Origin of the sequence: Pseudomonas sp. BBP2017, assembly GCF_003024385.1 — a bacterium.
Taxonomy (GTDB): Bacteria; Pseudomonadota; Gammaproteobacteria; order Pseudomonadales; family Pseudomonadaceae; genus Aquipseudomonas.
The window spans coordinates 1-15,873 of sequence record NZ_PVZN01000019.1 but is presented as its reverse complement, the minus strand read 5'-3'; the positions used below and the strand labels follow the sequence as shown (position 1 = coordinate 15,873).

The following is a 15,873-nucleotide window of genomic DNA, read 5'->3' as shown; positions in this document are numbered from 1 at the left end:
CCCGCACATGGCGGGCTTTGTTGGAGAAGCGCAGGTTTACAGGCCGGACATTTTCTTGATGGCACCCATCAGGTCGTCATCCGAGCAATCTGCACAGGTGCCTTTGGGCGGCATGGCATTGATACCGGTGATGGCCTTGGCGAGGATACCGTCCAGACCACCCTGGTGGTCGGCACGCTGTTTCCAGGCTGCAGTGTCGCCGATTTTCGGTGCACCGAGCAGTCCACTGCCGTGGCAAGCATTGCAGTGCTTGGTGATGATTTCATCCGGGGTCTTGGCACCGCCGCCGCCAGCAGAGACAGCCACTTCCATTCCCTTGCATTCCTGACCTTGAACACACACCTGGCCGACCGGTTCCAGTCGCTTGGCGATGTCGTCGTTGGTCGCAGCTTGTGCGCTGACTGCCCAAAGGGCCAATACGGCAGCTGGTACGGCCAGCATTTTCTTGATTAGATTCACACGTACACCCTCATGGTGGCTAGTCACGCCCGCGGCCACGGTTTCGCAGGCGGCGCAAGTATAACGGGAACCCTGCCATACCGAAACAACCCTAGTGTCCAAAGGGTCTTAGCCGCGACAATCCGCCGCGCTGTATGCCTTAGAAGTTGGCCGGGGTTGCCGCACTGATCAACCGGGCAGGCTGATCGTACGGATTGCGGAAACGGTGCGGCTTGGTACTTTCAAAATAGTAGCTGTCGCCCGCTTCGAGGATAAAAGTTTCCAGCCCGACCACCAGCTCCAGGCGACCTTCGAGGAGAATGCCGGTTTCTTCACCATCATGGGTGAGCATCTCTTCACCGGTATCGGCACCTGGCGGGTAGACCTCGTTGAGAAAAGCAATCGCCCGGCTCGGGTGCGCCTTGCCAACCAGCTTCATGGTCACCGCGCCGTCGGAGATATCGATCAGCTCGTGGGCCTTATAGACAATCTGCGTGGGGTTTTCCGGCTGCAGTTCTTCGGAGAAAAACTCGACCATGGACATAGGAATACCGCCCAGCACCTTACGCAACGAGCTGATGGAAGGGCTGACGCTGTTCTTCTCGATCATCGAGATCGTGCTGTTGGTGACGCCCGCACGTTTGGCGAGTTCACGCTGGGACAGGCCCTTGAGCTTGCGAATGGCTTGCAGTCGTTCACCGACGTCCAATGCTGGAGCCCTCCTAAACGAACGAGTGGGGTCGAAATTGAACGTTATCATCGCAACAGCGTTCAGTATTTACAACACTTCGACCCGCAGCCTGTCCGCTTTAGCGTGTTAATCGCCGCTGTAGTCCAGCGGTACGCGCTTGAGGTTGCAGAAAATCTGGTAAGGGATGTTGCCGGCATGCATGGCCACTTCGCTGGCCAGCACGTTTTTGCCCCACAGCTCCACCGGACTGCCCAGGCCGGCTTCCGGCACATCGGTGAGGTCGATGCAGAGCATGTCCATCGACACCCGGCCGATCAGCTGGGTACGCTTGCCGGCCACCAGTACCGGGGTACCGTTTGGTGCCTGGCGTGGATAACCATCGGCATATCCCATGGCCACTACACCGACCCGGGTCGGCCGCGGGCTGATGAACTTGGCGCCATAACCCACTGGCTCACCGGCTGGTAGCTCACGCACGCTGATTACCCGCGATTGCACGGTCATCACCGGTTGCAACCGTGCAGCCTCTGCCTGTGGCACTTCGAACGGCGTTGCCCCATATAGCATCAGGCCCGGGCGCACCCAATCACTGGGCATGTTCGGCCAACCGAGCACGGCGGGCGAATTGCGCAGGCTGATCTCTGCGCTCAGGCCCTGGCGCGCACTCTGGAACACCGCAAGCTGTTCGTTGCTGGCTGCGCTGTCGAGCTCATCGGCGCGGGCGAAGTGGCTCATCAGCACGATGCGCGCGACTTTGCCGCTGGCCAGCAGACGCTGGTATGCAGCCTGATAGTCCTTGGCGTGCAAGCCAACCCGGTGCATGCCCGAATCGAGCTTGAGCCACACCGTGATCGGTTTGTTCAGCTGCGCCTGCTCGATGGCTTCGAGCTGCCACAGCGAGTGCACCACGCACCACAGGTCATGCTGGACGATCAGTTGCAGTTCGCTGGCTTCGAAGAAACCTTCGAGCAGCAACACCGGCGCCTTGATTCCAGCCACGCGCAACTCCAGCGCCTCTTCGATGCAAGCCACGGCAAAACCATCGGCTTGCTGCTCCAGGGCCAGGGCGCAACGCACGGCGCCATGACCATAGGCATCGGCCTTGATCACAGCCAGGGCTTTGGCGCCGGTCAGTTCGCGGGCAAGTTGATAGTTGTGACGCAGGGCTTGTAGATCGATCAGGGCACGGGCAGGACGCATGACGGCAGCCTTCTGGGCAGTCTGGTTAGAAGTAAAAAGCCCGGTGCTCGATCGCTGCTGATGCGCCGCCAACGGCACCGGGTGAGGGATTGCAGTTACGCCAGTGCAGCCACCACCGACAGCTCTACGAGGATTTCCGGCTCGCACAGCTTGGCTTCAACGGTGGCGCGGGCAGGCGCGAGGCCTTTCGGCAGCCAGCTGTCCCAGACACTGTTCATGCCCTGGAAGTGCGCATCGATGTCCTTCAGATAGATGGTCACCGAGAGCAAGCGGCTCTTGTCGGTGCCCGCCAGATCCAGCAGACGCTCGATGTTGGCCAGGGCTTCACGGGTCTGCTGCTCAATCCCCGCATTCATGTCGTCGCCCACCTGGCCCGCCAGGTAGACGGTGCCGTTGTGGGTAACGATCTGACTCATGCGCTCATTGGTGAGCTGGCGCTGGACTGACATGTTTTGCGGACTCCTGATGTTTTCCGTAACGAGAGATATCGAGACCTTCGGCACTGATCTGTGGCTTTTTACGCGCGATCAGATCGGCCAGCAAGCGACCGGAACCGCAAGCCATGGTCCAGCCCAGTGTACCGTGACCGGTGTTGAGGAACAGGTTACGGAACGGCGTGGCACCGACGATCGGCGTGCCATCGGGCGTGGTCGGACGCAGGCCGGTCCAGAAACTGGCTTGGCTGAGGTCGCCGCCGCGAGGATAAAGATCGTTGACGATCATCTCCAGGGTTTCGCGCCGACGCGGGTTCAGCGACAGGTCAAAACCGGCGATTTCAGCCATGCCGCCAACGCGGATGCGATTGTCGAAACGGGTGATCGCGACCTTGTAGGTCTCGTCGAGAATGGTCGAAGTCGGGGCCATGGCCGGGTCGGTGATCGGCACGGTCAGCGAGTAGCCCTTGAGCGGATAGACCGGAGCCTTGATGCCCAACGGTTTAAGCAGCTGTGGCGAGTAGCTGCCCAGTGCCAGCACGTAGCGGTCGGCGGTTTCCAGCTTGCCGTCGATCCACACACCATTGATGCGGTCGCCGGCGTAGTCCAGGCGCTGAATGTCCTGGCCGAAGCGGAATTCGACACCGAGCTTGATCGCCATTTCCGCTAGGCGGGTGGTGAACAGCTGGCAGTCGCCGGTCTGGTCGTTAGGCAGACGCAGGGCGCCGGCGAGAATGTCGGTGACGCTGGCCAGGGCCGGCTCGACGCGGGCGATGCCTTCGCGGTCAAGCACTTCATAGGGCACACCGGACTGCTCGAGGACGGCGATGTCCTTGGCGGCGTTGTCCAGTTGCGCCTGAGTGCGGAACAGCTGGGTGGTGCCCAGGGTGCGGCCTTCGTAGGCGATGCCGGTCTCGGCGCGCAGCTCGTCGAGGCAGTCACGGCTGTACTCGGACAGGCGGACCATGCGCTCTTTGTTCACGGCATAGCGGTTGGCGGTGCAGTTGCGCAGCATCTGCGCCATCCACAGGTACTGGTCGATATCAGCGGTGGCCTTGATCGCCAGGGGCGCGTGGCGCTCCAGCAACCATTTGATGGCCTTGAGCGGCACGCCCGGCGCAGCCCAGGGCGAGGCGTAGCCTGGCGAGACCTGGCCGGCGTTGGCAAAGCTGGTTTCCATGGCAACTGCCGGTTGGCGGTCGACCACGACGACTTCAAAACCCTGCCGTGCCAGATAGTAGGCACTGGCGGTTCCGATCACACCGCTACCAAGTACCAGAACTCGCATGTTGATTACCCTCGACGCAGCGTACCGCTGACATTTGTTGTTAATGGCATAGATGCGCGCAGTATAGGAAGGTATGACCAGTGCATTTCACTATATAAAAGCCTATATTTGGCGAGAATTCTCGGCAAAGTACGCTTTTACGGAGGGGCATCCACTATGAGAACCCAGCACCAAAGCAAACGTGAACTGGATAAGATCGACCGCAATATCCTGCGGATCCTGCAGGCAGATGGGCGGATCTCGTTTACTGAACTGGGCGAAAAGGTCGGCCTGTCGACCACACCCTGCACCGAACGGGTCCGGCGCCTGGAGCGCGAAGGGATCATCATGGGCTACAACGCCCGGCTCAACCCGCAGCACCTCAAAGGTAGCCTGCTGGTGTTCGTCGAGATCAGCCTGGATTACAAGTCGGGCGACACCTTCGAAGAGTTCCGTCGCGCGGTGCTGAAACTGCCCCACGTACTGGAATGTCACCTGGTCTCGGGCGACTTCGATTATCTGGTCAAGGCGCGGATCTCGGAGATGGCCTCTTACCGCAAACTGCTCGGCGACATCCTGTTGAAGTTGCCGCATGTGCGCGAGTCGAAGAGTTACATTGTCATGGAAGAGGTCAAAGAAAGCCTCAGCCTGCCAATTCCAGACTGAGGCTCAGACCAACACCTGACGGGTGCTGGCGATGTACTGGTGCACGAGCTTCTCGGCCTGGGGATCGATCATTTCGGCCGGGCCGCGGCCATTGGGGCATGGCAAGCGCGGCGTGGTACCGAACAGCCGGCAAATCAGTGGCCGCTCTTCGTACACCGTGCAGCCGTTGGGCCCCAGATGCACACAGTTCAGTTCGGCCAGAGCGGCCTCCTGCTCGGCGGCGCTTTTGCGCGGCAGGCGGGCCATTTCTTCCGAGGACGTAGTCACCGGCCCACAGCAGTCATGGCAACCGGGAACGCACTCGAAAGACGGGATCTGATCGCGCAGGAAACGGATCTTATGGCTATTACAACTCATGGCGGCCTGCGGCGAAGAAAGGGAATGGCGCTATTTTGCCCCATGGTTGCCCGGCGCCGAAAGTGCAGCTTATCCTGCGTCAACTTTTCCAAACACTTAAAGCCAGGACTCATCCATGAGCGCCGCTGTTCAATCACCCGCATCTCACGTCGACTCCTACTACGCCGCCAGCAGCCTGCCACAGCCGGAGTATCCGCTGTTGCAGGGCGAGTTGAACTGCGATGTCTGTGTGGTCGGCGGTGGTTTTTCCGGGCTGAACACAGCAATTGAGCTGGCCGAGCGCGGCCTCAATGTGATCCTCCTCGAAGCACGCAAGATTGGCTGGGGCGCCAGTGGGCGCAATGGCGGCCAGCTGATTCGTGGCGTCGGCCACGGCCTTGAGCAGTTCACCCCGGTGCTGGGCAGCGACGGCGTGCGCGAACTGAAGCTGATGGGCCTGGAGGCGGTGGATATTGTCCGCCAGCGCATCGAGCGTCACGCGATCAGTTGCGACCTGACCTGGGGCTACTGCGACCTGGCCAACAAACCGAAGGACCTGCAAGGCTTCGCTGAGGACGCCGAGGAGCTGCGCAGCCTGGGCTACCGCCATGAGCTGCGCCTGGTGCAACCAGAGCAGATGCGCACGGTGGTCGGCTCCGACCGTTATGTCGGCGGCCTGATCGACATGGGCTCGGGGCATCTGCACCCGCTGAACCTGGCCTTGGGTGAGGCCACGGTGGCCAGCAAGCTTGGCGTGCGCCTGTTCGAACAATCGGCGGTTACCCGCATCGACTATGGCTCACAAGTCCGGGTGCATACCGCACAGGGCTCAGTGCAAGCCAGCACCTTGGTACTGGGCTGCAACGCTTACCTCAACGACCTGAATGCCGAACTGGGTGGCAAGGTTCTGCCCGCCGGCAGCTACATCATCGCCACCGAACCCTTGAGCGAAGCGCAGGCGCGAGAACTGCTGCCGCAGAACATGGCGGTTTGCGACCAGCGTGTAGCCCTGGATTACTACCGCCTTTCTGCTGACCGTCGTCTGCTGTTCGGCGGTGCCTGCCATTACTCCGGACGTGATCCGCAGGATATCGCTGCGTACATGCGGCCGAAGATGCTCAAAGTATTCCCGCAACTGGCTGACGTTCGCATCGACTACCAATGGGGAGGCATGATCGGCATCGGCGCCAATCGCCTGCCGCAGATCGGGCGCCTGCCGGACCAGCCGAATGTGTACTTTGCCCAGGCCTACTCCGGCCACGGCCTCAACGCCACTCACCTGGCCGGCAAGTTGCTCGCTGAGGCTATCAGCGGCCAGCACAGCGGGCGCTTCGACCTGTTCGCCAAGGTGCCGCACATCACCTTCCCCGGCGGCAAGCACCTACGCTCACCATTATTGGCCCTGGGCATGCTCTGGCACCGGTTCAAAGAGCTGGTTTGAGATAGAAACCCTCGGGGGACAACGCCTCCGGTGGGAGCGGGCTTGCCCCGCGATGCGATGTGCCTGATAGCTCGCAATCGCGGGGCAAGCCCACCAGGTTAAGGCCGCTCCCTTTCAGCCACGCCAGAACGGCTTGAGCCCTTCCTCGCGCGCCTGCGCCGGGGTCAGGCCGATATCACGCAGTTGCTCGGGCGTCAGCTCCAGCAAGGCGCGACGACTGTGCCAACGGTGCGCCATCAGCCCCCAGCGCCCGAGCCCGGCCGGTACATCAAACAGCTGCAGACGCTGTTCACGGCTCAGTTCTTCCGCGTGCAATTTAAGGCGCACATCGCTCATACCGCTCATTGCCTGACTCCTCCGGGTTTGGATAACCGTAGGAGAAGCTTGCGCGCCTGCGGATAAGCATTACAGATTCAAAATAAAATTATTATTCCCATACAGAATTGGCAGATTTCCTACTGAATGCTGTATTTTTCCGTCATCTGTATTGGTGGTTAGCAAAAGTCTTCTACGGGAGTATGCCGTGACCCTCTATGTCAACCTTGCCGAGCTGCTCAGCGCCCGCATCGAACAAGGCCTGTACCGCCCCGGCGACCGCCTGCCTTCGGTACGCGCCCTGAGCGTGGAGCATGGCGTCAGCCTGAGCACCGTGCAGCAGGCCTATCGCTTGCTGGAAGACAATGGCCTGGCCGCGCCGCGCCCCAAGTCCGGCTACTTCGTACCCACAGACCGCAGCCTGCCAGCCCTGCCCGCTGTAAGCCGACCGGCACAACGACCGGTGGAAATTTCCCAGTGGGAACAGGTTATCGAGCTGGTTCGCAGCGTACCGAGCAAGGATGTGGTGCAGTTGGGCCGCGGTATGCCCGACATCGACAGCCCGACACTCAAACCCCTGCTGCGCAGCCTGGCCCAGCTCAGCCGCCGCCAGGACATGCCCGGACTGTATTACGACACCATTTCCGGCACCCTGGCCCTGCGCGAACAGATCGCCCGGCTGATGCTCGATTCCGGCTGCAGCCTCGACCCGGCCGACCTGGTAGTCACCACCGGTTGTCACGAAGCGCTGTCGACCAGCATTCGCGCGGTGTGTCAGCCCGGCGATATCGTCGCGGTGGACTCACCGAGCTTTCACGGCGCCATGCAGACCCTCAAGGGCCTGGGCATGAAAGCCCTGGAGATCCCCACCGATCCGCTCACCGGGATCAGCCTCGAAGCCCTGGAGCTGGCCCTGGAACAATGGCCGATCAAGCTCATCCAGATCACCCCGAGCTGCAACAACCCGTTGGGCTACATCATGCCCGAGGCCCGCAAAAAGGCCTTGTTGACCCTGGCCCAGCGTTTCGACGTAGCGATCCTGGAGGACGACGTGTATGGCGATCTGGCCTACACCTACCCGCGCCCGCGGACGATCAAATCGTTCGACGAAGACGGCCGGGTCCTGCTCTGCAGTTCATTTTCCAAGACCCTCGCGCCGGGCCTGCGCATCGGCTGGGTCGCCCCCGGCCGCTACCTGGAGCGGGTGCTGCACATGAAGTACATCAGCACCGGCTGCACCGCGACGCAACCGCAACTGGCCATCGCCGACTTTATCGAAGCCGGGCACTACCAGCCGCACCTGCGGCGCATGCGCAGTCAGTACCAGCGCGGGCGCGAGCAGATGAGTGACTGGGTCACCCGCTACTTTCCGCCAGAAACCCGCGCAAGCCGGCCACAGGGTGGTTTCATGCTGTGGGTAGAACTGCCAGAAAGTTTCGACACCCTGCGTCTGAACCGGGCTTTACTTGAGCAAGGCGTACAGATTGCCGTGGGTAGTATTTTTTCCGCCTCGGGCAAATACCGTAACTGCCTGCGAATGAATTTCGCCGCGCGTCCTACTGCCGAGATCGAGGCAGCCGTACGCAAGGTTGGCGAGACCGCCATTCGTCTACTGGCCGAAGCAGGTGGCGAAGGGTAACGTTCCGCCGCCGCTCGCGGTCGATACCCCTAAGCCCCTGTCGTGAAGGACCACTGCCTTGAGAAACCTGCGCGCGCTACCCCTGCTGCTGTCGCTGACGGTCGGCCTGAGTGGTTGCGCCAGTGTCAGCCAGCCACGGCAAGTCAGCCAGGCGCTACCGGCCAGCGACTCAGCCTTCGGCCGCTCCGTGCAACGCCAGGCCTCCGCCTACCAAGGACGTTCCGGTTTTCGCCTGCTGCCCAACAGCAACGAAGCATTCCGCGCGCGGGCCGAGCTGATCCGCAACGCCCTGTCGAGCATCGACCTGCAGTACTACATCGTTCATGACGGCCTCAGCACCCGCGCCCTGGTCCACGAGCTGTTACTGGCCGCCGACCGTGGCGTGCGGGTCCGGATTCTGCTCGACGACACCACCAGCGACGACCTTGAAGGCCATATGGGCACCCTCAACGCCCACCCCAATATTCACATCCGCGTCTTCAACCCGCTGCAACTGGGGCGCAGCACCGGGATCACCCGGGCCATGGGCCGACTGTTCAACCTGAACCTGCAACACCGACGCATGCACAACAAGCTGTGGCTGGCAGACAACAGCATGGCCATCGTCGGTGGGCGCAATCTGGGTGATGAGTACTTCGATGCCAAGCCCAATCTGAACTTCACCGATATCGACCTGCTCGGGGTCGGCCCAGTCGCCGAACAACTGGGGCATAGCTTCGACCAGTACTGGAACAGCGCCCTGAGCCAGCCCATCGATGACTTCCTCTGGCGCTCACACGACGCCGACGACCTGAGTGCTAGCCGCCAGCGCCTGGAAGCCTCACTGGCCAAGGCGCAGCTCAAGCGCAAGGACCTCTATGATCAGCTGATGGCCTACAAAACTCAGCCGCGCCTGGACAGCTGGCGCAATGAGTTGATCTGGGCACATAGCCAGGCGCTCTGGGATGCCCCCAGCAAGGTCCTGGCCCGCGATGTGCCGGACCCGCAATTGCTGTTGACTCAGCAATTGGCACCAGACCTGAATAACGTGCAGCACGAGTTGATTCTGATTTCGGCCTACTTCGTACCGGGCGAGACCGGCTTGCTCTATCTGACCAGTCGCGCCGATGCCGGTGTATCGGTCAAACTGCTAACCAATTCCCTGGAGGCCACTGATGTGCCCGCCGTGCATGGCGGCTACGCCCCCTACCGCAAAGCGCTGCTGGAACATGGCGTGCATCTGTATGAGTTGCGTCGCCAGCCCGGCGCCCCCAGCTCCAGGCACGCCTTGCACATCTACGGCAGCTCCGATTCGAGCCTGCACAGCAAGGCGATGATTTTCGACCGGCGCAAAACCTTCATCGGCTCGTTCAATTTTGACCCACGCTCGGTGCTTTGGAACACCGAGGTCGGCATTCTGGTCGACAGCCCGGAGCTGGCCGAATACACCCGCGAACTGGCGGCCCAGGGTATGGCCCCGGCACTGAGTTACCAGCCGCAGCTGGTCAACGACGAACTGGTCTGGGTGACCGAAGACAACCACCAGCTGCACACCCTCAGCGCCGAACCCGGAGGCCTCTGGCGCCGCTTCAACGCCTGGATCAGCAAAGCCGTAGGCCTGGAGCGGTTGCTCTAGACCGGCGCCGGCTCAAAAGCATTTGGTCGCCGCGCAAGCAGCACCAGGCCGGCAGCACCCGCAGCCATCAGCAGCGGCAAGGCATGACCACTGACCCACTGGCTACCGGCACCGGCAACCAGCGGCCCGATCAGGCACCCGATGCCCCAAAGCTGCGCAACATGAGCGTTGGCCCGCACCAGCGCATCATCGCGGTAACGCTCGCCGATCAGCACCAGCGACAAGGTGAACAAGCCGCCGGCACTGGCACCGAACAGCACCCACAGCGGCCAGATCAGCCAGGTTTGCAACATCAGCGGGATGGCCAGGCTCGATATCAGCAGCGCCAATGCACAACCACTGAACAGGCTGCGCCGTGACATGCGATCGGCCAGCGCGCCAATAGGCAGTTGCAGCAGCGCATCACCGACCACCACCGTACTGACCATGAACAGGGCAATCTCGGTGCTGAACCCTTGCTGCAGGCAATACACCGGCAACAGGGTGAGGATCATCGCCTCGAACGCGGCGAACAGGGCAATCGCCCAGGCAATGACCGGCAAGCGCCGACAGAAACCGATCAGGTCCAGCAGGGTCACGCTGCACGCCTCTGCGCTTGGCGCCCCACCACGTCCCAGCAGCACCAGCGGCGCCAACAGCAGCAAGCCGGCACCGATCCAGAAGCCGAAATCATCTTCAGAACCCAGCACACCGAGGAGCAGCGGCCCGGCCAACTGGCTCAGGGCATAACTACTGCCATACAAGGCCACCAGTCGACCGCGCCACTGCTCGACCACCAACTGGTTGATCCAGCTTTCGCCAAGGATGAACACGATGGTCAGGATCATGCCGATCAGCAGACGCAGCACCAGCCACAGCGAATAACTGGGCAACAGCGCCAGCAGGCCGATCGACAATGCCCCAGCCCACAGGCACAGACGCATCAGCCCCGGCGTGCCGAAACGGGCGGCAAGCCGGCTGGACAGGCTGGCCCCGAGCAATACGCCGATCGCCGGCATCGCCGCCATCACGCCGATGGCAAAGCTGCCATAGCCCCAGCCTTCCAGACGCAAGGACACCAGCGGCATGCTCACACCCAGCGCCAGACCGACACTGAGCACCGCCGTCAGCACGGCGAAATAGGTTCCCCAACGCATTGCAGCCTCCCAGGCTGTCGTGGTTGTGCAGAAACAACACAGCCGGACCTGCGTCGAGCAAGGTCCGGCTGTGAACGGGATCGCGCGGCTGCGGTTACAGCTTGATCCAGGTCGCCTTCAGCTCGGTGTACTTGTCCAGCGCGTGCAAGGACTTGTCACGGCCATTGCCCGACTGTTTGAAGCCACCGAACGGCGCGGTCATGTCGCCACCGTCGTACTGGTTGACCCAGACGCTACCGGCGCGCAGGGCCTTGGCGGTCAGGTGAGCCTTGGAGATGTCGGCGGTCCACACACCGGCGGCAAGGCCGTACGGGGTGTCGTTGGCGATGTTGATCGCTTCTTCGACGGTGTCGAAGGTGATCACTGACAGCACTGGGCCGAAGATTTCTTCCTGGGCGATGCGCATAGCGTTGCTGACGCCGTCGAAAATAGTCGGTTCGACATAGGTACCACCGGTTTCTTCGAGGATACGCTTGCCACCGACCAGCAGTTTGGCGCCATCACTGTGGCCTGCTTCGATGTACGACAGCACGGTGTTCATCTGCTGGGTATCGACCAGCGCGCCGACCGTGGTAGCTGGGTCCAGCGGATTACCGGGTTTCCAGGCCTTGAGGGCCTCGAGTACCAGCGGCAGGAACTTGTCCTTGATCGAGCGCTCGACCAACAAACGGGAACCTGCGGTGCAGACTTCGCCCTGGTTGAAGGCGATGGCGCTGGCAGCCGCTTCGGCAGCGGCGTTCAGGTCAGGGGCGTCGGCGAAGACGATGTTCGGGCTCTTGCCACCGGCTTCCAGCCAGACACGCTTCATGTTCGATTCGCCAGCGTAGATCATCAGTTGCTTGGCGATCTTGGTCGAACCGGTGAACACCAGGGTGTCGACGTCCATGTGCAGGGCCAGGGCCTTGCCGACAGTGTGACCGTAACCTGGCAACACGTTGAGCACGCCAGCCGGAATACCGGCTTCGATTGCCAGCTGGGCGATACGGATGGCGGTCAGTGGCGATTTTTCCGAAGGTTTGAGCACCACCGAGTTACCGGTGGCCAGCGCCGGGCCGAGTTTCCAGCAAGCCATCAGCAGTGGGAAGTTCCACGGCACGATAGCGGCAACCACACCCACCGGCTCGCGGGTCACCAGGCCCAGCTGATCGTGCGGGGTAGCCGCGACTTCGTCGTAGACCTTGTCGATCGCTTCACCGTTCCAGCTCAAGGCCTGGGCGGCACCTGGCACGTCGATGGTCAGCGAGTCGTTGATCGGCTTGCCCATGTCCAGGGTTTCCAGCAGCGCCAGCTCCTCGACATTGTCCTTGAGCAGGGCAGCGAAGCGGATCATGGTGGCCTTGCGCTTGGCCGGGGCCAGACGCGACCAGACGCCGGAAGCGAAGGTAGCGCGGGCGTTTTCCACGGCACGCTGGGCATCGGCGAGGTCACAGCTGGCGACCTGTGCCAGCAGACGGCCGTCGACCGGGCTGAGGCATTCGAACGTCGCGCCGGAAACAGCGGCGGTGTATTCACCATTGATGAAAGCGCGGCCTTCGATCTTCAGTTGTTGGGCACGCTGTTCCCAATCCGCACGAGTCAGGGTGGTCATACGAAACTCCTCCTCTTGTTAAGGTGCAGTGCCGCACGAGGGCTCACGGGCACTGTCAAAAATTCTGGCTTGGGCGAGCTACGCGCACAGGCACCTGCCACCCTAAACCACAGACGACCAAATTATCAATATATTTGACATAATCGCACCAAACGCCTACTGATGTTCATTTTATTAAACAAACAAGAGAGCTAACCATGCGCATTAAGCAGATCATCGACTTCGCCCAGGTGCTCACCGAGGCTGAACGCTACCGCCCAGCCGCCGAAAAAGTCCTCAAGGGCGATCCTGAGCAGGCGGTCTACAACCACTATTCCAGCCCCTGCGGTCAGTTTGCTGCGGGCGTCTGGGAAGGCGAAGTGGGTCAATGGACCGTCAATTACACTGAACACGAATACTGTGAGATCGTGCAGGGCGTTTCGGTACTGCGTGATGACGAGGGTGGCGCCAAAACCCTGCGTGCTGGTGATCGCTTCGTGATCCCGGCGGGCTTCAAGGGTACCTGGGAAGTGCTGGAGCCATGCCGCAAGATTTACGTGATGTTCGAGCAGAAATGACACGCCCATAAAAAAAGGGCCCGTATCCAGAGATACGGGCCCTTTTTTCGTCAGCCGGATCAATTACTTGATCTTGGCTTCCTTGTAGATCACGTGCTTGCGAACAACCGGATCGAATTTTTTGATTTCGATTTTGTCCGGAGTGGTGCGCTTGTTCTTGTCGGTGGTGTAGAAGTGGCCGGTATTAGCGGTCGACACCAGACGGATCAATTCACGCATGATTCTCTCCCTTAGACCTTAGCGCCGTTACGGCGAATGTCGACCAGAACGGCATCAATGCCGCGCTTGTCGATGATGCGCATGCCTTTGGCAGATACGCGCAGACGCACGAAACGCTTCTCGGACTCGACCCAGAAGCGATGATGCTGCAGGTTCGGCAGGAAACGACGACGGGTTTTGTTGTTTGCGTGGGAAATGTTATTCCCGGTTACCGGACCCTTACCGGTAACTTGACAGACTCTCGACATGCCTCAGCCCTCTAAAACCACATGCCCAACCCGGCATGGGTTGGCCGCTTAATCTCTCAGTCTTTGGCGCCAGGCGCCGTGTTTCTTCAGGGTCTTATCGACTCAATCAACAGATGCGACAAGCCGAGCCCCTAGAAAAGAGCGCTGCTTTATACCAGAAAGACCAAAGCACAACAACAGAAGATGTGTTTTGCCTTGCTGGGCGACACGCCGGAGCAGCATAACGACTGGCCCGGCAAGGTGTCGACCACTCGTCGCACGATTGGCAAAAAAGGTTATGGCCATTTCTGGCCCGGCACACTAGGGTAAGACTTTTCCAGACTGCACTGGCAGATGGGCCATCGATCAGCCAAGGATTCCTCATGCGTGCTGCCGCTCTACCCCTGTTGTTCGCCACCCTGCTCGGCCCGGCACTCGCCCAGGCGGCCGCGTTGAGTGTGTGTACCGAAGCCAGCCCAGAAGGCTTCGACGTGGTTCAGTACAACTCGCTGACCACCACCAATGCCACGGCCGATGTACTGATGAACCGCCTGGTCGAGTTCGATGCCGCCAAAGGCCAGGTGGTGCCAAGCCTGGCCGAGAGCTGGACGGTTTCACCCGATGGCCTGATCTACGAGTTCAAGCTGCGCCCCGAGGTGAAGTTCCACAGCACCGGCTACTTCAAGCCCAGCCGCACCCTGGATGCCGACGACGTCCTGTTCAGCTTCCAGCGCATGCTCTACCCCGCGCACTCCTGGCACAAAATTGCTCAGAGCGGCTACCCGCACGCCCAATCGCTGCAGCTACCGAGCCTGATCAAGCAGATCGACGCTGTGGACCCGCTGACCGTGCGCTTCACCCTTGATCACGCGGATGCGACCTTCCTGGCCACCCTGAGCATGGGCTTTGCCTCGATCTATTCCGCCGAATATGCCGATCAGTTGCTCAAGGCCGGTACGCCGGAAAAGCTCAACAGCCAACCGATCGGCACCGGCCCGTTCGTGTTCAACCGCTTCCAGAAGGACGCGGTGATCCGCTACCGGGCCAACCCGGACTACTTTGCCGGCAAGCCTGCAGTTGATCCGCTGATCTTCGCCATCACCCCGGACGCCAACGTGCGCCTGCAGAAGCTCAAGCGCAACGAGTGCCAGATCGCCTTGTCGCCCAAACCGCTGGATATCGCCGCCGCCAGCGAAGATCCGGCACTGAAGGTAGAAAAGACCGAAGCCTTCATGACGGCCTTTGTTGCCATCAATAGTCAGCATGCACCGCTGGACAAGCCCGAGGTACGGCAGGCCATCAATCTGGCGTTCGACAAGGCCAGCTACCTCAAAGCGGTGTTCGAAGACACGGCTGTTGCCGCCAATGGTCCCTATCCGCCCAATACCTGGAGCTACGCCAAGGACCTGCCGGGTTACTCCACCGACCTGGACAAAGCCAAAGCACTGCTGGCCAAGGCTGGCCTTAAAGACGGTTTCAGCACCACCCTCTGGACCCGCCCGCAAGGCAGCCTGCTCAACCCTAACCCGAGCCTCGGCGCGCAGTTGCTCCAGGCAGACCTGGCCAAGATCGGCATCAAGGCCGAGATCCGCGTGATCGAGTGGGGCGAGCTGATTCGCCGTGCCAAGGCCGGCGAGCATGACCTGTTGTTCATGGGCTGGGCCGGTGACAACGGCGATCCGGATAACTTCCTCAGCCCGCAGTTCGCCTGCGCGGCGGTGAAGTCCGGCACCAACTTCGCCCGCTATTGCGACCAGCGCCTCGACCAACTGATCAGCGCTGGCAAGACCACCACTGACCAGAGCGTACGCAGCCGCCTGTACCAGCAGGCCCAGACGCAGATCCAGCAGCAGGCGCTGTGGCTGCCGCTGGCGCACCCTACGGCTGCGGTGCTGGCGCGCAAGGGTGTTGAGGGGTATCTGGTGAGCCCGTTTGGGCGCCAGGATTTTGCCAAGGTGAATGTTTCGCGCTGACATCGATCGCGGGGCAAGCCCGCTTGTGTCTATGGCCGGAAGTAAACTCTAGGGTGAGAGAGGTGGATGGCAAGCTGTGAGTCCGCGGTGCTTAAAGCACGAGTGGGAGCAAAGCTGCCATCCACCTTTCC

17 protein-coding genes are annotated in these 15,873 nt (G+C 61.2%); 6 read left to right on the top strand and 11 right to left on the bottom strand.

Annotation, left to right across the window (positions count from 1 at the left end; genetic code table 11):
• Positions 1 to 36: 36 nt before the first annotated feature.
• The 5 genes from C6382_RS20135 to dadA form a co-directional block, all read right to left on the bottom strand.
• Positions 37 to 459 (bottom strand): cytochrome c5 family protein, encoded by a 423-nt coding sequence (locus C6382_RS20135; protein WP_178082809.1) that lies wholly within the window; start codon positions 457 to 459, stop codon positions 37 to 39.
• Between the two features lie 139 nt (positions 460 to 598).
• Positions 599 to 1,147, bottom strand: coding sequence for a cupin domain-containing protein (locus tag C6382_RS20130; protein WP_107026099.1), 549 nt, complete (start codon positions 1,145 to 1,147; stop codon positions 599 to 601).
• Between the two features lie 108 nt (positions 1,148 to 1,255).
• Positions 1,256 to 2,329 carry an alanine racemase gene (gene alr / locus C6382_RS20125; protein ID WP_107026098.1) on the bottom strand — a complete coding sequence of 358 codons (1,074 nt, stop codon included), beginning with the start codon at positions 2,327 to 2,329 and terminating at the stop codon, positions 1,256 to 1,258.
• Between the two features lie 95 nt (positions 2,330 to 2,424).
• Positions 2,425 to 2,778 carry a RidA family protein gene (locus C6382_RS20120; protein ID WP_107026097.1) on the bottom strand — a complete coding sequence of 118 codons (354 nt, stop codon included), beginning with the start codon at positions 2,776 to 2,778 and terminating at the stop codon, positions 2,425 to 2,427.
• Entirely contained in the window at positions 2,750 to 4,051 is a 1,302-nt protein-coding gene (dadA, locus tag C6382_RS20115; protein ID WP_107026096.1) for a D-amino acid dehydrogenase, read from the bottom strand. Before dadA ends, C6382_RS20120 begins: the two co-directional genes overlap by 29 nt.
• Before the next feature lie 156 nt (positions 4,052 to 4,207).
• On the opposite strand from dadA, the gene dadR reads away from it, so the two are divergent.
• Positions 4,208 to 4,696 (top strand): transcriptional regulator DadR, encoded by a 489-nt coding sequence (gene dadR, locus C6382_RS20110; RefSeq protein WP_027980766.1) that lies wholly within the window; start codon positions 4,208 to 4,210, stop codon positions 4,694 to 4,696.
• A gap of 3 nt (positions 4,697 to 4,699) precedes the next feature.
• Here dadR and C6382_RS20105 read toward each other — a convergent pair whose 3' ends face one another.
• Positions 4,700 to 5,053, bottom strand: coding sequence for a YkgJ family cysteine cluster protein (locus tag C6382_RS20105; RefSeq protein ID WP_038615877.1), 354 nt, complete (start codon positions 5,051 to 5,053; stop codon positions 4,700 to 4,702).
• Between the two features lie 115 nt (positions 5,054 to 5,168).
• Between C6382_RS20105 and C6382_RS20100 the strand changes: the two genes are divergently transcribed.
• Positions 5,169 to 6,473, top strand: coding sequence for an FAD-binding oxidoreductase (locus C6382_RS20100; protein WP_107026095.1), 1,305 nt, complete (start codon positions 5,169 to 5,171; stop codon positions 6,471 to 6,473).
• Positions 6,474 to 6,587: 114 nt separating this feature from the next.
• On the opposite strand, the gene C6382_RS20095 is transcribed toward C6382_RS20100, so the two are convergent.
• Positions 6,588 to 6,818 carry a DUF1127 domain-containing protein gene (locus tag C6382_RS20095; protein WP_107026094.1) on the bottom strand — a complete coding sequence of 77 codons (231 nt, stop codon included), beginning with the start codon at positions 6,816 to 6,818 and terminating at the stop codon, positions 6,588 to 6,590.
• A gap of 178 nt (positions 6,819 to 6,996) precedes the next feature.
• Between C6382_RS20095 and C6382_RS20090 the strand changes: the two genes are divergently transcribed.
• Positions 6,997 to 8,427: a PLP-dependent aminotransferase family protein gene (locus tag C6382_RS20090; protein WP_178082808.1), complete on the top strand. Its 1,431-nt coding sequence runs from the start codon at positions 6,997 to 6,999 to the stop codon at positions 8,425 to 8,427.
• A gap of 58 nt (positions 8,428 to 8,485) precedes the next feature.
• Positions 8,486 to 10,042 carry a phospholipase D family protein gene (locus C6382_RS20085; protein ID WP_107026092.1) on the top strand — a complete coding sequence of 519 codons (1,557 nt, stop codon included), beginning with the start codon at positions 8,486 to 8,488 and terminating at the stop codon, positions 10,040 to 10,042.
• Here C6382_RS20085 and C6382_RS20080 read toward each other — a convergent pair.
• Complete coding sequence (locus tag C6382_RS20080) at positions 10,039 to 11,178, bottom strand: MFS transporter (protein WP_107026091.1); 1,140 nt, start codon at positions 11,176 to 11,178, stop codon at positions 10,039 to 10,041. The genes C6382_RS20085 and C6382_RS20080 overlap by 4 nt on opposite strands.
• A gap of 94 nt (positions 11,179 to 11,272) precedes the next feature.
• Positions 11,273 to 12,766, bottom strand: coding sequence for an aldehyde dehydrogenase (locus tag C6382_RS20075; RefSeq protein WP_107026090.1), 1,494 nt, complete (start codon positions 12,764 to 12,766; stop codon positions 11,273 to 11,275).
• A gap of 197 nt (positions 12,767 to 12,963) precedes the next feature.
• Between C6382_RS20075 and C6382_RS20070 the strand changes: the two genes are divergently transcribed.
• A complete protein-coding gene (locus tag C6382_RS20070; protein ID WP_107026089.1) occupies positions 12,964 to 13,323 on the top strand; it encodes a cupin domain-containing protein in 360 nt (119 codons plus the stop codon).
• Between the two features lie 63 nt (positions 13,324 to 13,386).
• Here the strand turns inward: C6382_RS20070 and rpmG are convergent, their stop codons facing one another.
• Both rpmG and rpmB read right to left on the bottom strand, forming a co-directional pair.
• Positions 13,387 to 13,542 (bottom strand): 50S ribosomal protein L33, encoded by a 156-nt coding sequence (gene rpmG, locus C6382_RS20065; RefSeq protein ID WP_010225867.1) that lies wholly within the window; start codon positions 13,540 to 13,542, stop codon positions 13,387 to 13,389.
• An 11-nt stretch (positions 13,543 to 13,553) separates the two neighbouring features.
• On the bottom strand, positions 13,554 to 13,790 hold the full coding sequence (gene rpmB, locus C6382_RS20060; RefSeq protein WP_010225868.1) for a 50S ribosomal protein L28: 237 nt from the start codon (positions 13,788 to 13,790) through the stop codon (positions 13,554 to 13,556).
• A gap of 362 nt (positions 13,791 to 14,152) precedes the next feature.
• Between rpmB and C6382_RS20055 the strand changes: the two genes are divergently transcribed.
• Entirely contained in the window at positions 14,153 to 15,742 is a 1,590-nt protein-coding gene (locus tag C6382_RS20055; protein WP_107026088.1) for an ABC transporter substrate-binding protein, read from the top strand.
• The last annotated feature ends 131 nt before the right edge of the window (positions 15,743 to 15,873 follow it).

Coding starts and splice junctions, on each gene's coding strand:
- C6382_RS20100 (WP_107026095.1), top strand. CDS start 5,169: ATGAGCGCCGCTGTTCAATCACCCGCATCTCACGTCGACTCCTACTAC.
- C6382_RS20070 (WP_107026089.1), top strand. CDS start 12,964: ATGCGCATTAAGCAGATCATCGACTTCGCCCAGGTGCTCACCGAGGCT.
- C6382_RS20105 (WP_038615877.1), bottom strand. CDS start 5,053: ATGAGTTGTAATAGCCATAAGATCCGTTTCCTGCGCGATCAGATCCCG.
- dadA (WP_107026096.1), bottom strand. CDS start 4,051: ATGCGAGTTCTGGTACTTGGTAGCGGTGTGATCGGAACCGCCAGTGCC.
- C6382_RS20095 (WP_107026094.1), bottom strand. CDS start 6,818: ATGAGCGGTATGAGCGATGTGCGCCTTAAATTGCACGCGGAAGAACTG.
- C6382_RS20120 (WP_107026097.1), bottom strand. CDS start 2,778: ATGTCAGTCCAGCGCCAGCTCACCAATGAGCGCATGAGTCAGATCGTT.
- rpmG (WP_010225867.1), bottom strand. CDS start 13,542: ATGCGTGAATTGATCCGTCTGGTGTCGACCGCTAATACCGGCCACTTC.
- C6382_RS20075 (WP_107026090.1), bottom strand. CDS start 12,766: ATGACCACCCTGACTCGTGCGGATTGGGAACAGCGTGCCCAACAACTG.
- dadR (WP_027980766.1), top strand. CDS start 4,208: ATGAGAACCCAGCACCAAAGCAAACGTGAACTGGATAAGATCGACCGC.
- C6382_RS20080 (WP_107026091.1), bottom strand. CDS start 11,178: ATGCGTTGGGGAACCTATTTCGCCGTGCTGACGGCGGTGCTCAGTGTC.
- rpmB (WP_010225868.1), bottom strand. CDS start 13,790: ATGTCGAGAGTCTGTCAAGTTACCGGTAAGGGTCCGGTAACCGGGAAT.
- C6382_RS20055 (WP_107026088.1), top strand. CDS start 14,153: ATGCGTGCTGCCGCTCTACCCCTGTTGTTCGCCACCCTGCTCGGCCCG.
- alr (WP_107026098.1), bottom strand. CDS start 2,329: ATGCGTCCTGCCCGTGCCCTGATCGATCTACAAGCCCTGCGTCACAAC.